Raw genomic sequence first — 16,590 nt, 5'->3', positions numbered from 1 at the left:
CGTTGCTAGTTTACCGTGGAGACCTCGCCTATGAGCGGGTCTCAATTTTGAGGTAAATCATTGATTATTTGACTTGTTGGTTACCTGCGGTAATTTTGATTAATTTAGCCTTTAAGACCATCAGTTCTTTATCCACATTTACCAATTGTTCTTGTGCGTTTAATAGGGTGCGGTAGGCGCTGATCATATCGCTGATGGAGGCTTTAGCGACCCCAATTTTTTGACGGTATAACATTAAACTGCGCTGACTGGCGTTTTCCAATTGGCGCAACTGCAGTTGATTTTGTTTTAAGCGTTTGGTTTCTAGTTGAATACGTTCACGCTCAGTGGCTAAATTTAAGCGAGTTTGACTTAACCGCTTCCGTTTACTGCGATAATTTGCCTCTGCCACACTGACATTGGTATTACTGGCAAAAATAGAAGTCGGTGCGCTCAAGGTTAGATTGGCTTGATACACTTCTTCATTGTCACTGTTATACCCTGCACGTCCCTCTACGGCGATTTTAGGGTAACGTTCGGCTTTGGCTTTAAGTAATTGCTGTTTTGCTGTTTGTACTGCCAGTTCCGCCTGTTTGAGGGCGAACGGTTTTCCAACGGTGCTGAATACTCCTACCATTTTTGCTAATTTATCAATGGCAGGGATAGCGTTTAAGGTAATAGGGTCGCTTAATTTTGACGATAATAATTTTAAATTTAACTGAATTTCCACCTTTGTTGCATCTAGTTTGGTGTTGAGTTCCGATAAACGTAAATCTAATGCAAGGGGTTCTGATTCAGTAATCAGCCCTGCATTCAGACGGTTACTGGCATAATGCGCCAGTTGTTGCTGTTGTTTAATCGACCGGTGAATTAAGCGTTGTTTGGCTTGTAATGCGGCAATTTTACTGACGGAAATCAGGGTGTCAGCAATGGTGTTGCGTTGCTCTTGTAAAAAATCCAAACGGGAGGAGAGGGTTTTCAGCTCGCCTTGTTGTTCAAGGGCGTTATTTAACCCAAAATCATACAGAGTGTAAGAGCCTGAAATACCTGCAAATTTATACCCATTTCCAGACACACTGGCCGTAGGACGAATATCGGGTAAATTACGGTTACGAATAGTTTCGGTTTCAAATTCTCGCTGTTCAATCACCGCTGGCAGAGGGGAGTGCGCCATATTGTATTGCAATGCAGAGTGAATAATACGTTGCAACGCATTTTGAGAAGCAATAGGTGCAACGGGTTTGATTTTGGTAATGGCTTTCATTGTGGAAAGCAGTTTTTTAACCTCTTTTTTATTATTGGCGACCTGTGGTTGTGATTTAACGGTTAATTGTTTAGGGGGTTGTGTATGCGTTTTTTTCACCGACGCTGTGGTGGAAGAAGCAAACGAAAGTTTGCGAACAGTAAAGCCACCTTGTTTTTTAGGCAGACTACAGGACGCTAACATAAAGACACACAGTCCATAGCTAAGTAATCGAATTAAAAGGTGATAACGAGATATTTTTTTAGTTGTTTTCATTTTGACAATCCCATAGAGTAAAAATGTGTAAATTTTTAATCACATCTACCCGCTTCATTGAAAGAATTTATGGTTGCATTCATTTTTGTTTAAGCTAATATGAAAGTTGTATGCATAAACGCCGTTTATCCATACAAATCCAATAAAATTACGGTGGAAGAAATGACTGCTAAGAGAGAGGACTAGTAACCCTTAATAGATATCTCAACCACCGCAATAAGGGTAGGACAAAAAATCCGTTTTCTATCATCCTAAAAGCAACGGCACAAATGTCGTTGCTTTTTTACTGTAAAACAGTGGGTTAGATAATATTAACAGTTACATCAGGGTCAACAATTAATGCATTACCTGCATCATCCGTGTATTTCACATAGTCTTGACCACCAATGGTTTCTGTTCCAGTCGTCTTAACAAAGTTGTCACAGTCCAAGATAAGTTTGGTATCTGTTGCATCTTTAAAGTGATGAACAACAACTTTATTACCATTTTCAGCATTGGCAACTTGTGCTAATACTTCATCAGATATTGTGACATCAACGTCTGATTTTACTAACCAAAGTTTTTGCATACCTTCACTATGGTCAGATGTTAGAGTTGCATCTTTAAAAGCATAAACTTGATCTGCATTACCATCGAAACCATCTGCAACATCATCTCTGAATATGAGATCTTTCTCTCCTTTATCATTATAAGTAATGGTATTTATTTGATCTGTTGTTCCGTCACCATTGTTGTCTTTTATTTCCTTTATGACTTTTCCATGAACATCATGTTCGTATTCTACAGAAGCCTTAACAGTCACACCATCCTCTTTGAAGAAAGTATTTTTATGCAAGCCGTGTATATCATACTCGGAAATTTTATCAACTTTACCGTCATCATTGGTATCATAAATCACTTTCACTACATCTCTACCATACGTTGTATACCCAGCAGTATTAATATCTGTAAGTTCGGATATTCTGTCCATAATCCCATCATTATCTGAATCTCTAAGTAGTTTTACCAATTCATGTTGATCGTTATACTCAAAATATAGAACTCCATCAATAGTACCATCATTACCAGTATCAATGTCTATTCTTGACTGAGAACCGTCAGGGTGTCGTGTAGTTGCCCAACGTTCAATAGCTTCACCAGAACCTTTATATAAAATAGTTTCTATAACTTGGCTCATATCATCATATGCCCATGTTTTATATTTATCACCCACATCAGTGTAATCACCATCGGCATTGTTGTCTTCCGTAACTTTTACAATACGTCCCATGTCATCATACTCATAGGTTTCAATTTTATTAGGCGTACCATCGCCAGTATAATCCAGATATCTAGCTATCTTTTCTCCTTTATCGTTATATTCATAACTGACTATTTTATCCACAGTAGTGTCATTGTTTTTATCAATAAGTTCTTTGATAAGTTGATTTTTGTCATCAAATTCACGTGTGGTTAATGCATCGATGGTTCCGTCCGCATCTTCATCATACTCAGTTTTGATTTGATTACCCTTATCATCATAAGTATTGATCTTGATTTCATCGACTGTTCCATCGTTATTTTTATCATTAGAATATTTTGTAACATTACCTTTATCGTCAAATTCACGCATAGTTGACGCATCCACTGTTCCATCAGCATCTCTATCATACTCAGTTTTGATTTGGTTATCCTTATCATCATAAGTATTGGTATTGATTGCATTAGCGGTTCCATCATTATCTTTATCAACAAAGTATTTCGTAACATTACCTTTATCATCAAACTCACGCGTGGTTGATGCATCTACTGTTCCATCTGCATTTTTATCATACCCAGTTTTGACTCGGTTACCCTTATCATCATAAGTATTAGTATTGACTGCATCAGTAGTTCCATCATTATTTTTATCAAATAATTCTTTAGCTACTTGACCTTTATCATCAAATTCACGTGTGGTTGACGAATCTACTGTTCCATCGGCATTCTTATCATACTCAGTTTTGATTTTCTGCCCCTTATCATCATACGTATTCGTATGAATTTCATCAGGCGTACCGTCATTATTTGAATCTTTAATCCACTTAGTATTCTGACCTTTGTCGTCAAACTCACGTGTGACTGATGAATCTACCGTACCATCTGCATTCTTATCATACTCAGTTTTGACTTGGTTACCTTTATCATCATAAGTATTAGTATTGATTGCATCTGCTGTTCCATCGGCATTCTTATCATACTCAGTTTTGACTTGGTTACCCTTATCATCATAAGTATTAGTATTGACTGCATCAGTAGTTCCATCATTATTTTTATCAAATAATTCTTTAGCTATTTGACCTTTATCATCAAATTCACGTGTGGTTGACGAATCTACTGTTCCATCGGCATTCTTATCATAATCAGTTTTGACTGGGTAATTCTTATCATCAAAAGTGATGGTGTTGATCTTATCTACTTTTCCATCATTATTTTCATCCATAGAGTATTTTGTAGCATTACCTTTGTCATCAAACTCACGAGTGGTTGATGCATCTACTGTGCCGTCTGCATTTTTATCATACTCAGTCTTGGTTTGGTTACCTTTATCATCATAAGTATTGGTATTGGTTGCATCTACTGTGCCATCGTTATTTTTGTCGAAAGACTCTTTTGTTGCATTGCCTTTATCGTCAAATTCACGTGTGGTCGATGAATCTACCGTACCATCAGCATTTTTATCATACTCAGTTTTGGTTTGGTTACCTTTATCATCATAAGTATTGGTATTGGTTGCATCTACTGTGCCATCGTTATTTTTGTCGAAAGACTCTTTTGTTGCATTGCCTTTATCGTCAAATTCACGTGTGGTCGATGAATCTACCGTACCATCAGCATTTTTATCATACTCAGTTTTGGTTTGGTTACCTTTATCATCATAAGTATTGGTATTGGTATTGGTTGCATCTACTGTGCCATCGTTATTTTTGTCGAAAGACTCTTTTGTTGCATTGCCTTTATCATCAAATTCACGAGTGGTGGATGAATCTACCGTACCATCAGCATTTTTATCATACTCAGTCTTGGTTTGGTTACCTTTATCATCATAAGTATTAGTATTGGTTGCATCTACTGTGCCATCGTTATTTTTGTCGAAAGACTCTTTTGTTGCATTGCCTTTATCGTCAAATTCACGTGTGGTGGATGAATCAATTTTACCATCATTATCGATATCGTATTCTGATTTAACCGCATTGCCATCAGCATCTACAGTGTCTGTTCTGCCACTAATTGCTTCGCCATCAGAATATTTATCAACTTCATATTTGATCGTCTGTGTACCATCAGGATTATTGGTAATTTCACCTGTTTCTGTTTGAGTTACACCACTAGGATTTTTAGTAGTAATGACTACAGTGTCAGGTTTACCATCATCATTGCTGTCTGTGGTAACTGACGTTACTTTAGTTCCGTCTGGCTCTGTAGTCACCTCAGTTGCTGTCTCTGTAAAACCGTCTCCATCCGCATCAATTTCAGTGACTGTTGATACAACATTACCGTCTTTATCTGTAGTAGTGGTCACAGTTTCAAGGTTTTTACCATCACTATCTGGATCACTTGTTACCGACGTTGATGTTGTGCCATCATCATTTTGAGTTACTTTTGTGGTTGTTTCAGAATTTCCGTCACTGTCTTTGTCTTCTGCTACAGTTGTGCTGTCTACTGTACCATCGTCATTGGTGTCTTCTTTCGTTGTAGTTGTGGTTGAACCATCTGCATTAGTTACTGTTTCAGTGGTTTTTTCAGGGTTACCGTCACCATCTTTATCGACTGTTACGGTTTCTTTCGTTGTTTTACCGCTTGGGTCTTTTTCAATTACTGTTGTGGTATCTGCTACACCGTCATCATCTGTATCTGTTTTGGCTGTCGTTGTAGTTGAACCATCTGGATTAGTCACTGTTTCTGTATTATTGGCTGAGTCATTATCTGAATCAGAATTAAATACTCCAGTTGTACTGGCAATACCTACTGCAGCACCAAAAATGCCTAATCCTAATGCAGCACCACTGATTGCGTCATCCGTTGTCATTGCAGATGTTTCAGCAACACCTTTATATAAACCGTCTGACAACAATACATCCGATGATGCTTGTGAACTTAACATATGTAAATCATTGCCTAATAGGGCACTTGCTTCACTTGATGTTAATGTTTTAGTACTTAATATGCTACCTGAAACATCGTTTATATCGAGTAACTGAAGGTATTTGCCTTGTTCTGGGTTTAATAATAAGTGACGCGGCATATCAAAGAAGTCTTTCACTCTCACTACTTCGCCACTGCTTAGCTTGACCAATAAATCATCACCATTTCTGTTGGTAAAAATGATTTCTTGTCTATTAAATGGAAGAACTATATACTTAGTTGTTCCTAAATTGTTGATTACGTTCATAAGTTATTCCTTAGTTGTTGAAAATTTAAGGTCTCACCGTATCAAATTAAAACCATACTTACACTTTGCAAATACTGTAAAATTCAGGTAAAACTTCCTTATTGTAAAAAAAAAAAACGCAAGCGAAATCGTAGTAATGAAGGGCTTTTGGATGAAAAATGAGCAGCGCTGTTGTAAAGGGGAATTTAATAAGAAATGACAATGAGAAAAGCGAATGGGATATCTCTCTCTCAAACTTCTGGATAAAATTTTGTGATGAAAATAAATGCTATATAAAGTTAAATATCAAAAAATGGGAGCATATTCGCAAATAAATTTGCTAATCCTCCCATTACTATTTTAATGTAACTGAATAAATTTTGTAAATCTAAGAAAAGTTCGGTTGGTAATAAATACAACAGGAACAATTCGTTTATCGGTAACAAAACTTTCTTGTTTAACCACTGATGCTAATGCCTGAAACTTCCCTGCCCGTTTATCCACATCAAAATAGCGGACATAGAGTTTATCATTACTATGTTGTAATGCTTGTTGCTCGGCACTGTTTATGGTTAAATTTGTTCGCCAGTAGTAAAATGAATAAGGGTGTGGATCTTGCTTACAAGCTGACAAACTCAGTAAGCATAAAAATGTGGGGAATAGCCATTTTAAAGCGTTTTTTATCATTTTATTTTCCAATACCCCGTTTTATCACTTCCAATTCGTTGTATTTTTTGAGTATCTTTTAGAACTTTAATTCTGCGTTTTACTGTACTTAAACTGATATTTAAAATTTCAGCTATTTGATTTGCTGTAGCTTTATTATTTTTTTTAATCTCATTAAATACAGTATCATTTACAGTGTCATTTTTTAAATTTAGAGTGTCATTATAACGAATGTGCAATTCTCTATTTTTGAGAATATAATCTTTTCCTAGCAATAAATTACAAAGGAAATGGATAAGATATTTTTGCGTAGGATAAATACTTTTTGATACATCTTCATAATTAGCTCGTACAAGAGCGTTACGAAAATACCACGAGTGTTTTTCAAACAACGTATTATTTACTTCTTTAAAACCTAATTTACGAAGATATTTTATTAAGAAAATAGCGACAGTTCTTGTGTTTCCTTCTTCAAAAATATGAATTTGCCACAAATAACTAATAAAACTCGCAATATGCTCTATAATTCCCTGCTGACTTAAACCACGATAACTGAATTTTTTCTCTTGCTCAAAATCGTATTCTAAAGCATCTTTTAAATTGTAAGCACTTCCGTATAAAACGGTTTCACCATCTAATATCCATTCTTTTTTTGTAATATTGTAATCTCGTATTTTTCCTGCATTAGGGTAAATATTTTCAAATAATCTGCGATGTATACTTAAAAACTCTGTCGGAGAAAATGCAAAAGTTTGCTCGTTTAATATCTGAGCAATTCTAGCCGAAACTTTATCTGCTTCTTCTTCTCTATTTATGTCATTTTTTATAGGAAACTGTTCATAATAACTATCTATTCGCAGTTTGACTTCTTCTATAGAAATATCACCTTCGATATTTTGTTTGGCGGTTTGAATTAAATAGTCAGAAGGAACTAATCCATCTACTTGCTGTAATCCAATAGCGGTTTTCCAAACGTTAGCTTTTTGGATCTTATCAGGCTCGCCTTGTTTCAAGTATTCGTCAAAATTATTGTATGCATTATCTAACATATATTTTCCTTTTTTGTCTAAATCTAGATTAGGCTATAAATAGATGGTGTATATCAATTGATTTTAGCATATTAGAATACTCTCTTTTAGCAAATTTTTATAAAAATAAAATTAGCAATTAAGCAGTGGCTTTACTTTTTTCACTACGCCTTTTCCTAAAAAATTGGCTAATCTTGTGACTACATTGTTCTTTCAAAACCCCTCCTTGAATCTCTAAAAAATGGTTCATTTTGTAATCTTCAAAAAGGTGATAACGAGAGCCTACGGCTCCTGTTTTGTAATCGCTGGCACCAAATACTAAACGCCCTATTCGACTATGTAAAATGGCTCCTGCACACATTGAGCAAGGTTCTAAAGTAACATAGAGGGTGGTATTTAATAAACGGTAATTTTTTGCAAATTTTGTTGCAGATCGTACCGCTTGAATTTCGGCGTGAGCCGTTGGATCGCAGAGGGAAATAGATTGATTATACCCCTCTCCAATGATATTGCCTTGATTATCAACCAACACAGCCCCAACAGGGATTTCCCCTTCTGCTTCCGCTTTGTCTGCCAGCGTTAAGGCATACTTCATAAAGTATTCATCTTTTTCTGAAATAACCAAAGAACAGTGGTTTTGTGTGGGTTGAATAAACATTTTATACCTTGATTTCTTTCATTATTTCCGTTTCCATCCAATCAAACATTGCATAGCGTTTACGATACATTGACCGTTTTTTCGCTATAACCTCATTTAAGTCACGGCGTGTGATTTGTGATGAAAGCTGCCAATAACCATTAATTAATGTTGCCTCATTTTCTTGCCAAAAGGTATTATAATCAAAATAGACTTTTTGTGAACCATAGCAACGCTTTTTGACTTGATATTTTAATGGAATACCCATTAATTCTTTATTCATTCCTTGAGCCAGTAAACGAAATGCCTCAACTAATAAATACATTGGTCGTATTCCGTGTAGTTTTTTCGTCAGATTTCTTACAATATCTTGTGCTTTCACACCTTTAGGACCTTGACCGCAGGTAATAAGTAACTGATTTTTGTTTAAAAAAGTAAACGAAGCATTATAAAGATGACACTGGTTACTATCGACCAAACTTAAAGCAAAAAATCCTTCAAAAGGATCAATGTCATAAATATCTAAATTTAAAGAAAATTCCTCATCCAGTTGAACTAATTTGATTGTACCCAACTCGACGAGTTTTTGACAATTTAATTCCTTAATTTGAGTATCCATTTCCTCGAAATTGTGACAAATAGCATCTAATCGTTGTTTTACGGAAAAGCGTTTATCTGCATATTTAAATAAAAGTGCATTAAAACGCCAAATATCTTTTTGAAATAGTCTCGCCCATTGTTGGTTTTGATTTAAAAAATCAACCATTATTGCTGTTTTTTTGCCACAATAAATACGAGCAAAAAAATAACGAAGAATGTTGCGACAACGTTTTAAAACACGTTTGTCTCCATTTTGGATATACATTTCTACAGCATTAGGAAAATGCGAAAAAATCCTTTTTTCTAACATAATTTAACACCTAATTAAAATAAAAAGTCCCCCTATCTACTCCTCGCAAGCGAAGGAGATAATAGGGGGATAACTTATTGATTATTAATGCTTAATAATTAACGTTTACTACGACTATCATTAAAACGTTTTTCTTTAAAACCGCCGCCTTCTTTACGACCTCTGCTGTTTGAACGATTATTATCAGAACCAGAACGTCCTCGTCCACCTTCTGAACGACCACGTCCTCTGCCACCATCACGGCGACCGCCACCACCAGATTGTTGCTCTGCTTCGCCAATAAATGACATTTGCATCGGTTTATTTAATACACGTGACTTAGTCGCAAAGTGCTGAACAATATGCTTTGGTAAACCTTGTGGTAATTCTAAGGTTGAGTGTTTATCAAATAATTTGATATGGCCAATGTAACGACTATTGATATCACCTTCATTTGCAATTGCACCCACGATATGACGTGCTTCCACACCATCTTCACGACCAAGTTCAATACGGTACATATCCATTTTTACACCGTTACTTTCACGATGTTCACGACCACCACGACGATCATTACGACCTCCATCACGATCATTACTACGCTCTGCTCTTGCAGGACGAGCTTTCGCATCTGGTGGGAGAATTAATTTTTTATTTTGAGTAAGCATCATCATCATTGCTGCTGCTAATTCTTCGTGATCTTGATCTGCAGTAAATAAATCTTCCAATAATTGACGATACATTTCTAAATCACGATGCTCTAACTGTTTAGAAATTTGTTTTTTGAATTTCTCACTACGACTTTCCATTAGCATTGCGTGATCAGGCACTTGAACTTCGTCAATTTTTTTCTTCATCAAGTTTTCAACATTACGCAATAAACGACGTTCTCTTGGATCAACAAAAAGTAACGCTTTACCAGAACGACCCGCACGACCTGTACGACCAATACGGTGTACATAACTCTCTGAATCTAATGTAATATCATAGTTGACCACTAAACTGATACGATCAATATCGATACCACGAGCAGCAACATCTGTTGCAACCACGATATCTAAACGTCCTGATTTTAAACGTTCTAAAGTTTGCTCACGTGCAACCTGTGTCATATCCCCATTTAATGCCGCAACACGGAAACCATTACGTTCTAGTAATTCAGTCACATCCGTCGTTGCAGATTTTGTACGAGTAAAGATAATTGAAGCATCAAAATCTTCGACTTCTAAGAAACGTAATAACGCTTCATTTTTACGAAAACCATTGACTAACCAATAACGTTGTTCAATATCTGGTGCTGATTTTTGGGTTGCTTTAATTTTAACTTCTTGAGGATTTTTCATAAAACGACGTGTAATACGACGAATTGCCTCTGGCATTGTTGCGGAGAATAATGCTGTTTGATGCTCTTCTGGTAATTCTGCCATTACCGTTTCAACATCATCAATAAAGCCCATACGTAACATTTCGTCTGCTTCATCTAAAACAATAGCTTTTAGTCGTGACAGATCTAACGTTTTACGGCGAATATGATCTAAAATACGCCCCGGCGTTCCCACCACAACGTGTGCACCCTGTTTTAAGGCACGAAGTTGGATATCATAACGTTGTCCACCATAAACGGTAACAACATTTAAACCTTTAATATTTTTTGAGAATTGTTCTAATGCATCAGCAACTTGAATAGCTAATTCACGAGTCGGTGCCATTACCAACATCTGTGGATAACGCTGACTTGGAGCAATTTGTGCTAATAATGGTAAACCAAACGCTGCAGTTTTACCGCTTCCTGTTTGTGCCATACCTAATACGTCATTACCATTTAATAAATGTGGAATACATTCTAATTGAATTGGTGACGGCGTAACGAACCCCATACCTGTCACAGCATCAAGTAATGCTGTTGGTAAGCCTAAATCGGCAAAAGTTTGAGTTTGAGTTTCGATTTCTGTCTGAATTTGTGTTTCTGTAGTCATATAAGTCCAAAAATAATGAATAAGCCTTATGGCTTTTCATTGAATAAAAAATTGCATTGTTGAGGGCTAAGCAGTTGATTCTGTTTAACTATTCCTGAGTATAGCGGTATGATTTTAATAAAAATTTGTAAATTTTTGTACAAATCGAACCGCTTCATCGTTTTAATTCTCCCAACAATAACGGGATATTAGTTTTCACCTTTTATTCGGCTAAACTAAATAATGCAAAACGATACTCAACAAAGTTGTTCACCAGACCTGCTAATTAGACGGAAAAGGTATTGTATTCCCTTTTCAATTTGATTAATTTGAGTGTTTGTTTTGCAATTGTGTTTTATAAAAATAATCATAAAACACTGTAGAGATAGGGCGTACCCTATCTCCACGTAATTTAATAATAAATTCTCTTTATTATTCTTCTGTCTGTTCTACTTCTAAAACAGTTTCTGTTTCTTCTTGTGGTAACTCTTCGGTTGTTGATGCAGCATCGACACCTTTCATCGTTAAGCGAATACGCCCTTGACGATCGATTTCAACGACTTTCACATTCACTTCTTGACCAAGTGTTAGATAGTCACCCACTTTCTCTACTCGCTCTTCCGCAATTTGAGAAATATGAACTAACCCTTCTTTACCACCTAAAATAGAGACAAATGCCCCAAAATCTACAACGCGAGTAACTTTACCACTATACACAGTATTCACTTCAACTTCTGCTGTAATTTCTTCGATACGAGCCATTACTCTTTTCGCTGCATTGCCATCTATTGCTGCAATTTTAACAGTACCATCATCATCAATATCAATCGATGTGCCTGTTTCTTCCGTTAATGAACGGATAGTTGCACCACCTTTACCAATTACATCTTTGATTTTCTTAGGATCAATTTTAATGGTATAAATTCTTGGTGCAAAATCTGAAATCTCTTCACGAGGACCTGCAATTGCTTGCTCCATCACGCCTAAAATGTGCATTCTCGCACCTTTAGCTTGGTTTAATGCAATACGCATAATTTCAGGAGTAATCCCTTCAATTTTAATATCCATTTGTAATGCTGTAATACCATCACGAGAACCAGCTACTTTAAAGTCCATATCACCTAAGTGATCTTCATCGCCTAAGATATCTGAAAGAACCACGAAATCATCGCCTTCTTTCACTAAGCCCATTGCAATACCTGCAACCGCTGATTTAATAGGCACACCTGCATCCATCAATGCTAATGAAGCACCACACACAGACGCCATTGATGAAGAACCGTTTGATTCTGTAATTTCAGAAACAACACGCACAACATAAGGGAATTCTTCTGCACTTGGCATAACAGCTAAAACACCACGTTTTGCTAAACGACCGTGACCAATTTCACGACGTTTTGGCGAACCAACCATTCCAGTTTCACCTACAGAATATGGAGGGAAATTATAATGGAATAAGAAACGATCTGATTTTTCACCCGTTAATTCATCAATATTTTGAGCATCACGTTCAGTACCTAATGTTGCGACTACTAATGCTTGTGTTTCACCACGAGTAAAGATTGCAGAACCGTGAGTACGTGGAAGTACACCAGTACAAATGTCTAACGCACGAACGGTTTCTTTGGTACGACCGTCAATACGAGGTTCACCCGCAATTACACGACCACGTACAACTTTACTCTCCAAAGAAGTGATAATATCAACAATTTCACCTTCAGAAACTTCTTCACTTTCTATTTCTGCCGCTAGTTGTGCAACAACCTCTGCTTTGATTTCATCAATTTTTGCATAACGATCTTGTTTTTCAATAATTCGGAATGCATCACCGATACGAGATTCTGCTAATGCTGTTACTTTTTCGATTAATGTTGTATTTGGCTCAGGTGCTTTCCAATCCCAACAAGGTTTACCTGCTTCTGCAACTAACTCATTGATGTTTTGGATAACCACTTGTTGTTGTTCGTGACCAAACACAACCGCTGCTAACATCTGCTCTTCTGATAAAATATCTGCTTCAGATTCAACCATTAATACCGCATTTTGCGTACCAGCAACCACTAAATCTAAACGGCTGATTGCTTGCTCAGAAATCGTTGGGTTAAGAACGAATTGATCATTAATAAAACCAACACGTGCTGCACCGATAGGACCATTAAAAGGTACACCTGATAATGAAAGTGCTGCTGATGCACCGATCATTGCCACTAAATCTGGGCTAATTTGAGGATTGACAGACACCACTGTCGCAACAATTTGGATTTCATTTAAGAAACCTTCAGGGAATAAAGGACGAATAGGACGGTCAATTAAACGAGCTGTTAAGGTTTCGCCTTCAGAAGGACGCCCTTCACGTTTAAAGAAACCACCTGGAATACGACCTGCTGCGTAAGTACGCTCTTGATAGTTTACGGTTAATGGGAAGAAATCTTGTCCTTCACGCATTTCTTTTTTTGCTACGACTGAAACGAATACGGTTGTATCGTCCATACTTGCCATTACGGCTGCTGTTGCTTGACGAGCGATTGCACCCGTTTCTAGTGTTACGGTGTGTTGACCGTATTTAAATTGTTTTACAATTGGATTCATTACATTACCTGTTAAGTTAAATATCTAAGGTTCTGTTTTATTCCTAAAAAATTGCGACTAGCAAAAATCATCTTACCCTTATTCATAGGTAGAAAAATAACTTTTGTTAGCCGCCTCTCAGTACACAGAAATAAAACGATGTGATTATATAACAATTTTTCAAGATTGTCGCCTAGTTTTTATAAGACTGCATAAATGATATTTTGATCACAAAATTGATCAAGTGGAAATTGACATAGGACAACAACCGTAATACAATTTGTAATACGAAAATCAATGGTAAGGTAAAAAATGATTACACTTAGACTTGACCCAATGCTAGAACAACAAGTTAATACAGCAGCAAAAAAGCTGGGCTTTACACGTTCTGAATTTATCAGAAAAAGTATTATCAACTATATCGAAGCACAAAAAACACAAACTGCTTGGCAAACTGGTGAAGATTTATTTGGAAAATATACGAGTGGAAAAGGTAATCTATCTGTAGATAGAAAAGATATTCTCAAAAACAAAATTCGAGCTAAATATGCAACAGATTCTAATTGATAGCGGACCTTTAATTGCTCTATTTGATGCCTCTGACAGATATCACAATAAGACGATAGAATTTATCCAAAATAACAAAAGCACATTGATAACAACTCTTGCATCTATAACAGAAGTATTACATCTACTCGACTTTAATAGAAATGCTCAACTAGATTTTTTAGAATGGATTTCTCGTGAAGGAATACAAATTGCGGATATTCAACAAACTGATTTTGTCAGAATTAAAGCCCTAACTGATAAATACCTTGATTTACCAATGGATTTTGCTGACTCTTGCCTTGTTTTACTTGCTGAAAAAATGGGAATTAAAACAATTGCGACCATTGATCGTGATTTCACAATTTATCGTATCAATGGAAAGCAGGCATTTGAAACAATTTTATTATAATTATCTCGCATTTAAACTAAGTAATAAAATCGGAGAGAAAAAATGAAATTCGAACTCTGCATTGACAATATCCAATCTATCCAAACCGCAAGTCAATCCAAAGTAGATCGAGTAGAACTCTGCTCTGCTTTAGCAGTGGGAGGATTAACTCCTTCTTATGGATTAATTAAACAAGCACTTCATTTTAACAACCTATCCCATCACGTAATGATCCGTCCTCGTGCGGGTGATTTTGTTTTTAATCAGGCTGAAATTGAGATAATGATTAACGATATTTTAATTGCGAAAGAATTAGGGGTTGATGGTGTGGTAATCGGTGCTTTAACTGACAATCACGATATTGATACGCAAATCTGTGAGAAGCTAATAGATACTGCTCAAGGTATGGAAATCACTTTCCACCGTGCTTTTGACTTATGTCGTGATCCTAAAACAGCATTAGCGCAAATTATTGATCTTGGTTGTACTCGTTTGCTGACTTCTGGACTGAAAAAAACTGCTTGGCTAGGCAAAGAAAATATTGCTCAACTGGTGCAACAAAGCAACGGACGTATTCAGATAATGGCAGGGGCAGGGGTCACTTCTGAAAATGCGTTAGAGATCGTTAAGGCGACGGGGATAGAGAATATTCATTTCTCTGCCAAAAAAGTACAACAGAATAAAACACCACAAACTGATGTGGCTATGGGTAGTAACAGCGATTATGATAATCAAATTATTCAAGCAGATTTGAATGAAATATTACGTATCAAACAAACGGTTTTAGATGGCTGATCTCTGAATATTAAAATTGTGGTTCAATTTTTGACTATTTTTAGCTTACATACTTTGTCGCATAAAGCCCTATTTATTTTTAGGGCTTACACAGTTTGTGGAATAGTTAAATTTTAAGTATTCTTACTCTGTTCTTCTAAAAACCAATGTACTTTTTCCACCATCTCCTTAGAACCCACAAATAATGGCACTCTTTGGTGTAATTCTGTTGCTTTAATATCTAAAATACGTTGTTTACCATCTGTGGCTAATCCGCCCGCCTGTTCTGCTAAGAATGCCATTGGATTTCCTTCATACAATAAACGTAATTTTCCATCAGGATAATTGGTTGATTGAGGATAAATATAAATTCCCCCTTTTAGCATATTTCGATGAAAATCAGAGACCAAAGAACCTACATAACGGGCTGAATAAGGACGATTTTCAGCGGATACATCTTCTTGACAATATTTAATATATTTTTTCACCCCTTGTGGAAACTTAATATATTGCCCCTCATTAACAGAATAAATGTAACCCTGTTCAGGTATTTTTATATTTGGATGAGAAAGACAAAATATACCTAGTGATGGATCATAAGTAAAACCATTAGTACCATTACCTGTTGTATAAACTAACATTGTTGAAGAACCATAAACAATGTAACCAGCTGCAACTTGTTTATTACCTTCTTGTAAAAAATCTTCTAAAGTGACAGGTGAACCAACAGGCGTTACACGGCGATAAATAGAAAAAATGGTTCCCACTGCTACATTAACATCGATATTGGAAGAACCATCTAGTGGGTCAGCTAAAACTACATATTTTGCATTACGGGCGTGTTCATTATCAAAAATAACAATTTTTTCCTCTTCTTCAGAGGCAAATCCTGCAACTTCTCCACGTGCTAACAGTGCTTTTTTCATTTTATCGTGAGCAAAAATATCCAATTTCATTTGATTTTCACCTTGAATATTTTCTTCTCCTGACAATCCAATAATATCATCCGTTAAACCTGCTCGATTAATATCTCGATGAATAATTTTTGCCACCAGTCGAATTGCAGATAAAATACTGCTTAATTCTCCTTTTGCATTTGGATATTCTGCCTGTTTTTCAACAATAAATTCGCCTAATGTTTTCATAACAACCTCTTTACAAAATAAGTGAAATTATATCTTTTATTCAACAATCCATACATAATAAAACTGTTAGAATGTGAGCTGTATCACAATAAATATTTTATAT

At 36.1% G+C, this 16,590-nt stretch carries 12 protein-coding genes; 3 read left to right on the top strand and 9 right to left on the bottom strand.

The genetic code is table 11. From position 1 onward, the window contains the following. Nucleotides 1-64: 64 nt before the first annotated feature. The 8 genes from KGI96_RS03395 to pnp all read right to left on the bottom strand — a co-directional run bounded on the left by KGI96_RS03395 (nucleotide 65) and on the right by pnp (nucleotide 13,652). A complete protein-coding gene (locus KGI96_RS03395; RefSeq protein WP_211596868.1) occupies nucleotides 65-1,498 on the bottom strand; it encodes a TolC family protein in 1,434 nt (477 codons plus the stop codon). A 301-nt stretch (nucleotides 1,499-1,799) separates the two neighbouring features. Next, the gene (locus KGI96_RS03390) at nucleotides 1,800-5,909 is read right to left on the bottom strand and encodes a BapA/Bap/LapF family prefix-like domain-containing protein (protein WP_213156549.1); all 4,110 of its coding nucleotides are present in this window, start codon (nucleotides 5,907-5,909) and stop codon (nucleotides 1,800-1,802) included. 339 nt (nucleotides 5,910-6,248) lie between these two features. Continuing rightward, nucleotides 6,249-6,575 (bottom strand): hypothetical protein, encoded by a 327-nt coding sequence (locus KGI96_RS03385; RefSeq protein ID WP_211599050.1) that lies wholly within the window; start codon nucleotides 6,573-6,575, stop codon nucleotides 6,249-6,251. Further along, entirely contained in the window at nucleotides 6,572-7,603 is a 1,032-nt protein-coding gene (locus tag KGI96_RS03380; protein ID WP_211599049.1) for a Fic family protein, read from the bottom strand. Before KGI96_RS03380 ends, KGI96_RS03385 begins: the two co-directional genes overlap by 4 nt. A 118-nt stretch (nucleotides 7,604-7,721) precedes the next feature. Next, a complete protein-coding gene (gene tadA / locus KGI96_RS03375) occupies nucleotides 7,722-8,240 on the bottom strand; it encodes a tRNA adenosine(34) deaminase TadA (RefSeq protein WP_211599048.1) in 519 nt (172 codons plus the stop codon). Between the two features lies 1 nt (nucleotide 8,241). Next, nucleotides 8,242-9,129, bottom strand: coding sequence for a DUF535 family protein (locus KGI96_RS03370; protein ID WP_211599047.1), 888 nt, complete (start codon nucleotides 9,127-9,129; stop codon nucleotides 8,242-8,244). Between the two features lie 98 nt (nucleotides 9,130-9,227). Then, on the bottom strand, nucleotides 9,228-11,084 hold the full coding sequence (locus KGI96_RS03365; protein WP_211599045.1) for a DEAD/DEAH box helicase: 1,857 nt from the start codon (nucleotides 11,082-11,084) through the stop codon (nucleotides 9,228-9,230). A gap of 411 nt (nucleotides 11,085-11,495) precedes the next feature. Continuing rightward, the gene (pnp, locus tag KGI96_RS03360; RefSeq protein WP_211599043.1) at nucleotides 11,496-13,652 is read right to left on the bottom strand and encodes a polyribonucleotide nucleotidyltransferase; all 2,157 of its coding nucleotides are present in this window, start codon (nucleotides 13,650-13,652) and stop codon (nucleotides 11,496-11,498) included. A 291-nt stretch (nucleotides 13,653-13,943) separates the two neighbouring features. Between pnp and KGI96_RS03355 the strand changes: the two genes are divergently transcribed. From KGI96_RS03355 to KGI96_RS03345, 3 genes are read left to right on the top strand one after another with little or no spacing between them, the layout of a single operon-like run. Next, a complete protein-coding gene (locus KGI96_RS03355) occupies nucleotides 13,944-14,198 on the top strand; it encodes a ribbon-helix-helix domain-containing protein (protein WP_211599041.1) in 255 nt (84 codons plus the stop codon). After that, the gene (locus KGI96_RS03350; protein ID WP_211599039.1) at nucleotides 14,179-14,589 is read left to right on the top strand and encodes a type II toxin-antitoxin system VapC family toxin; all 411 of its coding nucleotides are present in this window, start codon (nucleotides 14,179-14,181) and stop codon (nucleotides 14,587-14,589) included. The genes KGI96_RS03355 and KGI96_RS03350 overlap by 20 nt, the downstream gene beginning before the upstream one ends. A 42-nt stretch (nucleotides 14,590-14,631) precedes the next feature. Then, nucleotides 14,632-15,363, top strand: a complete 732-nt coding sequence (locus KGI96_RS03345) for a copper homeostasis protein CutC (RefSeq protein WP_211599038.1) — start codon at nucleotides 14,632-14,634, stop codon at nucleotides 15,361-15,363. Nucleotides 15,364-15,476: 113 nt separating this feature from the next. Here the strand turns inward: KGI96_RS03345 and fbp are convergent, their stop codons facing one another. Next, complete coding sequence (gene fbp, locus KGI96_RS03340; protein WP_211599035.1) at nucleotides 15,477-16,487, bottom strand: class 1 fructose-bisphosphatase; 1,011 nt, start codon at nucleotides 16,485-16,487, stop codon at nucleotides 15,477-15,479. Between the last annotated feature and the right edge of the window lie 103 nt (nucleotides 16,488-16,590).

The sequence above is a fragment of the Phocoenobacter atlanticus subsp. cyclopteri genome (assembly GCF_018343795.1).
Lineage (GTDB): Bacteria > Pseudomonadota > Gammaproteobacteria > Enterobacterales > Pasteurellaceae > Phocoenobacter > Phocoenobacter atlanticus.
This window is presented reverse-complemented; position numbering and strand designations above follow the sequence as displayed.

Excerpts from the sequence above, each read along its gene's own strand:
- KGI96_RS03395 (WP_211596868.1), bottom strand. The coding sequence starts at position 1,498 with ATGAAAACAACTAAAAAAATATCTCGTTATCACCTTTTAATTCGATTA.
- KGI96_RS03390 (WP_213156549.1), bottom strand. The coding sequence starts at position 5,909 with ATGAACGTAATCAACAATTTAGGAACAACTAAGTATATAGTTCTTCCA.
- KGI96_RS03385 (WP_211599050.1), bottom strand. The coding sequence starts at position 6,575 with ATGATAAAAAACGCTTTAAAATGGCTATTCCCCACATTTTTATGCTTA.
- KGI96_RS03380 (WP_211599049.1), bottom strand. The coding sequence starts at position 7,603 with ATGTTAGATAATGCATACAATAATTTTGACGAATACTTGAAACAAGGC.
- tadA (WP_211599048.1), bottom strand. The coding sequence starts at position 8,240 with ATGTTTATTCAACCCACACAAAACCACTGTTCTTTGGTTATTTCAGAA.
- KGI96_RS03370 (WP_211599047.1), bottom strand. The coding sequence starts at position 9,129 with ATGTTAGAAAAAAGGATTTTTTCGCATTTTCCTAATGCTGTAGAAATG.
- KGI96_RS03365 (WP_211599045.1), bottom strand. The coding sequence starts at position 11,084 with ATGACTACAGAAACACAAATTCAGACAGAAATCGAAACTCAAACTCAA.
- pnp (WP_211599043.1), bottom strand. The coding sequence starts at position 13,652 with ATGAATCCAATTGTAAAACAATTTAAATACGGTCAACACACCGTAACA.
- KGI96_RS03355 (WP_211599041.1), top strand. The coding sequence starts at position 13,944 with ATGATTACACTTAGACTTGACCCAATGCTAGAACAACAAGTTAATACA.
- KGI96_RS03350 (WP_211599039.1), top strand. The coding sequence starts at position 14,179 with ATGCAACAGATTCTAATTGATAGCGGACCTTTAATTGCTCTATTTGAT.
- KGI96_RS03345 (WP_211599038.1), top strand. The coding sequence starts at position 14,632 with ATGAAATTCGAACTCTGCATTGACAATATCCAATCTATCCAAACCGCA.
- fbp (WP_211599035.1), bottom strand. The coding sequence starts at position 16,487 with ATGAAAACATTAGGCGAATTTATTGTTGAAAAACAGGCAGAATATCCA.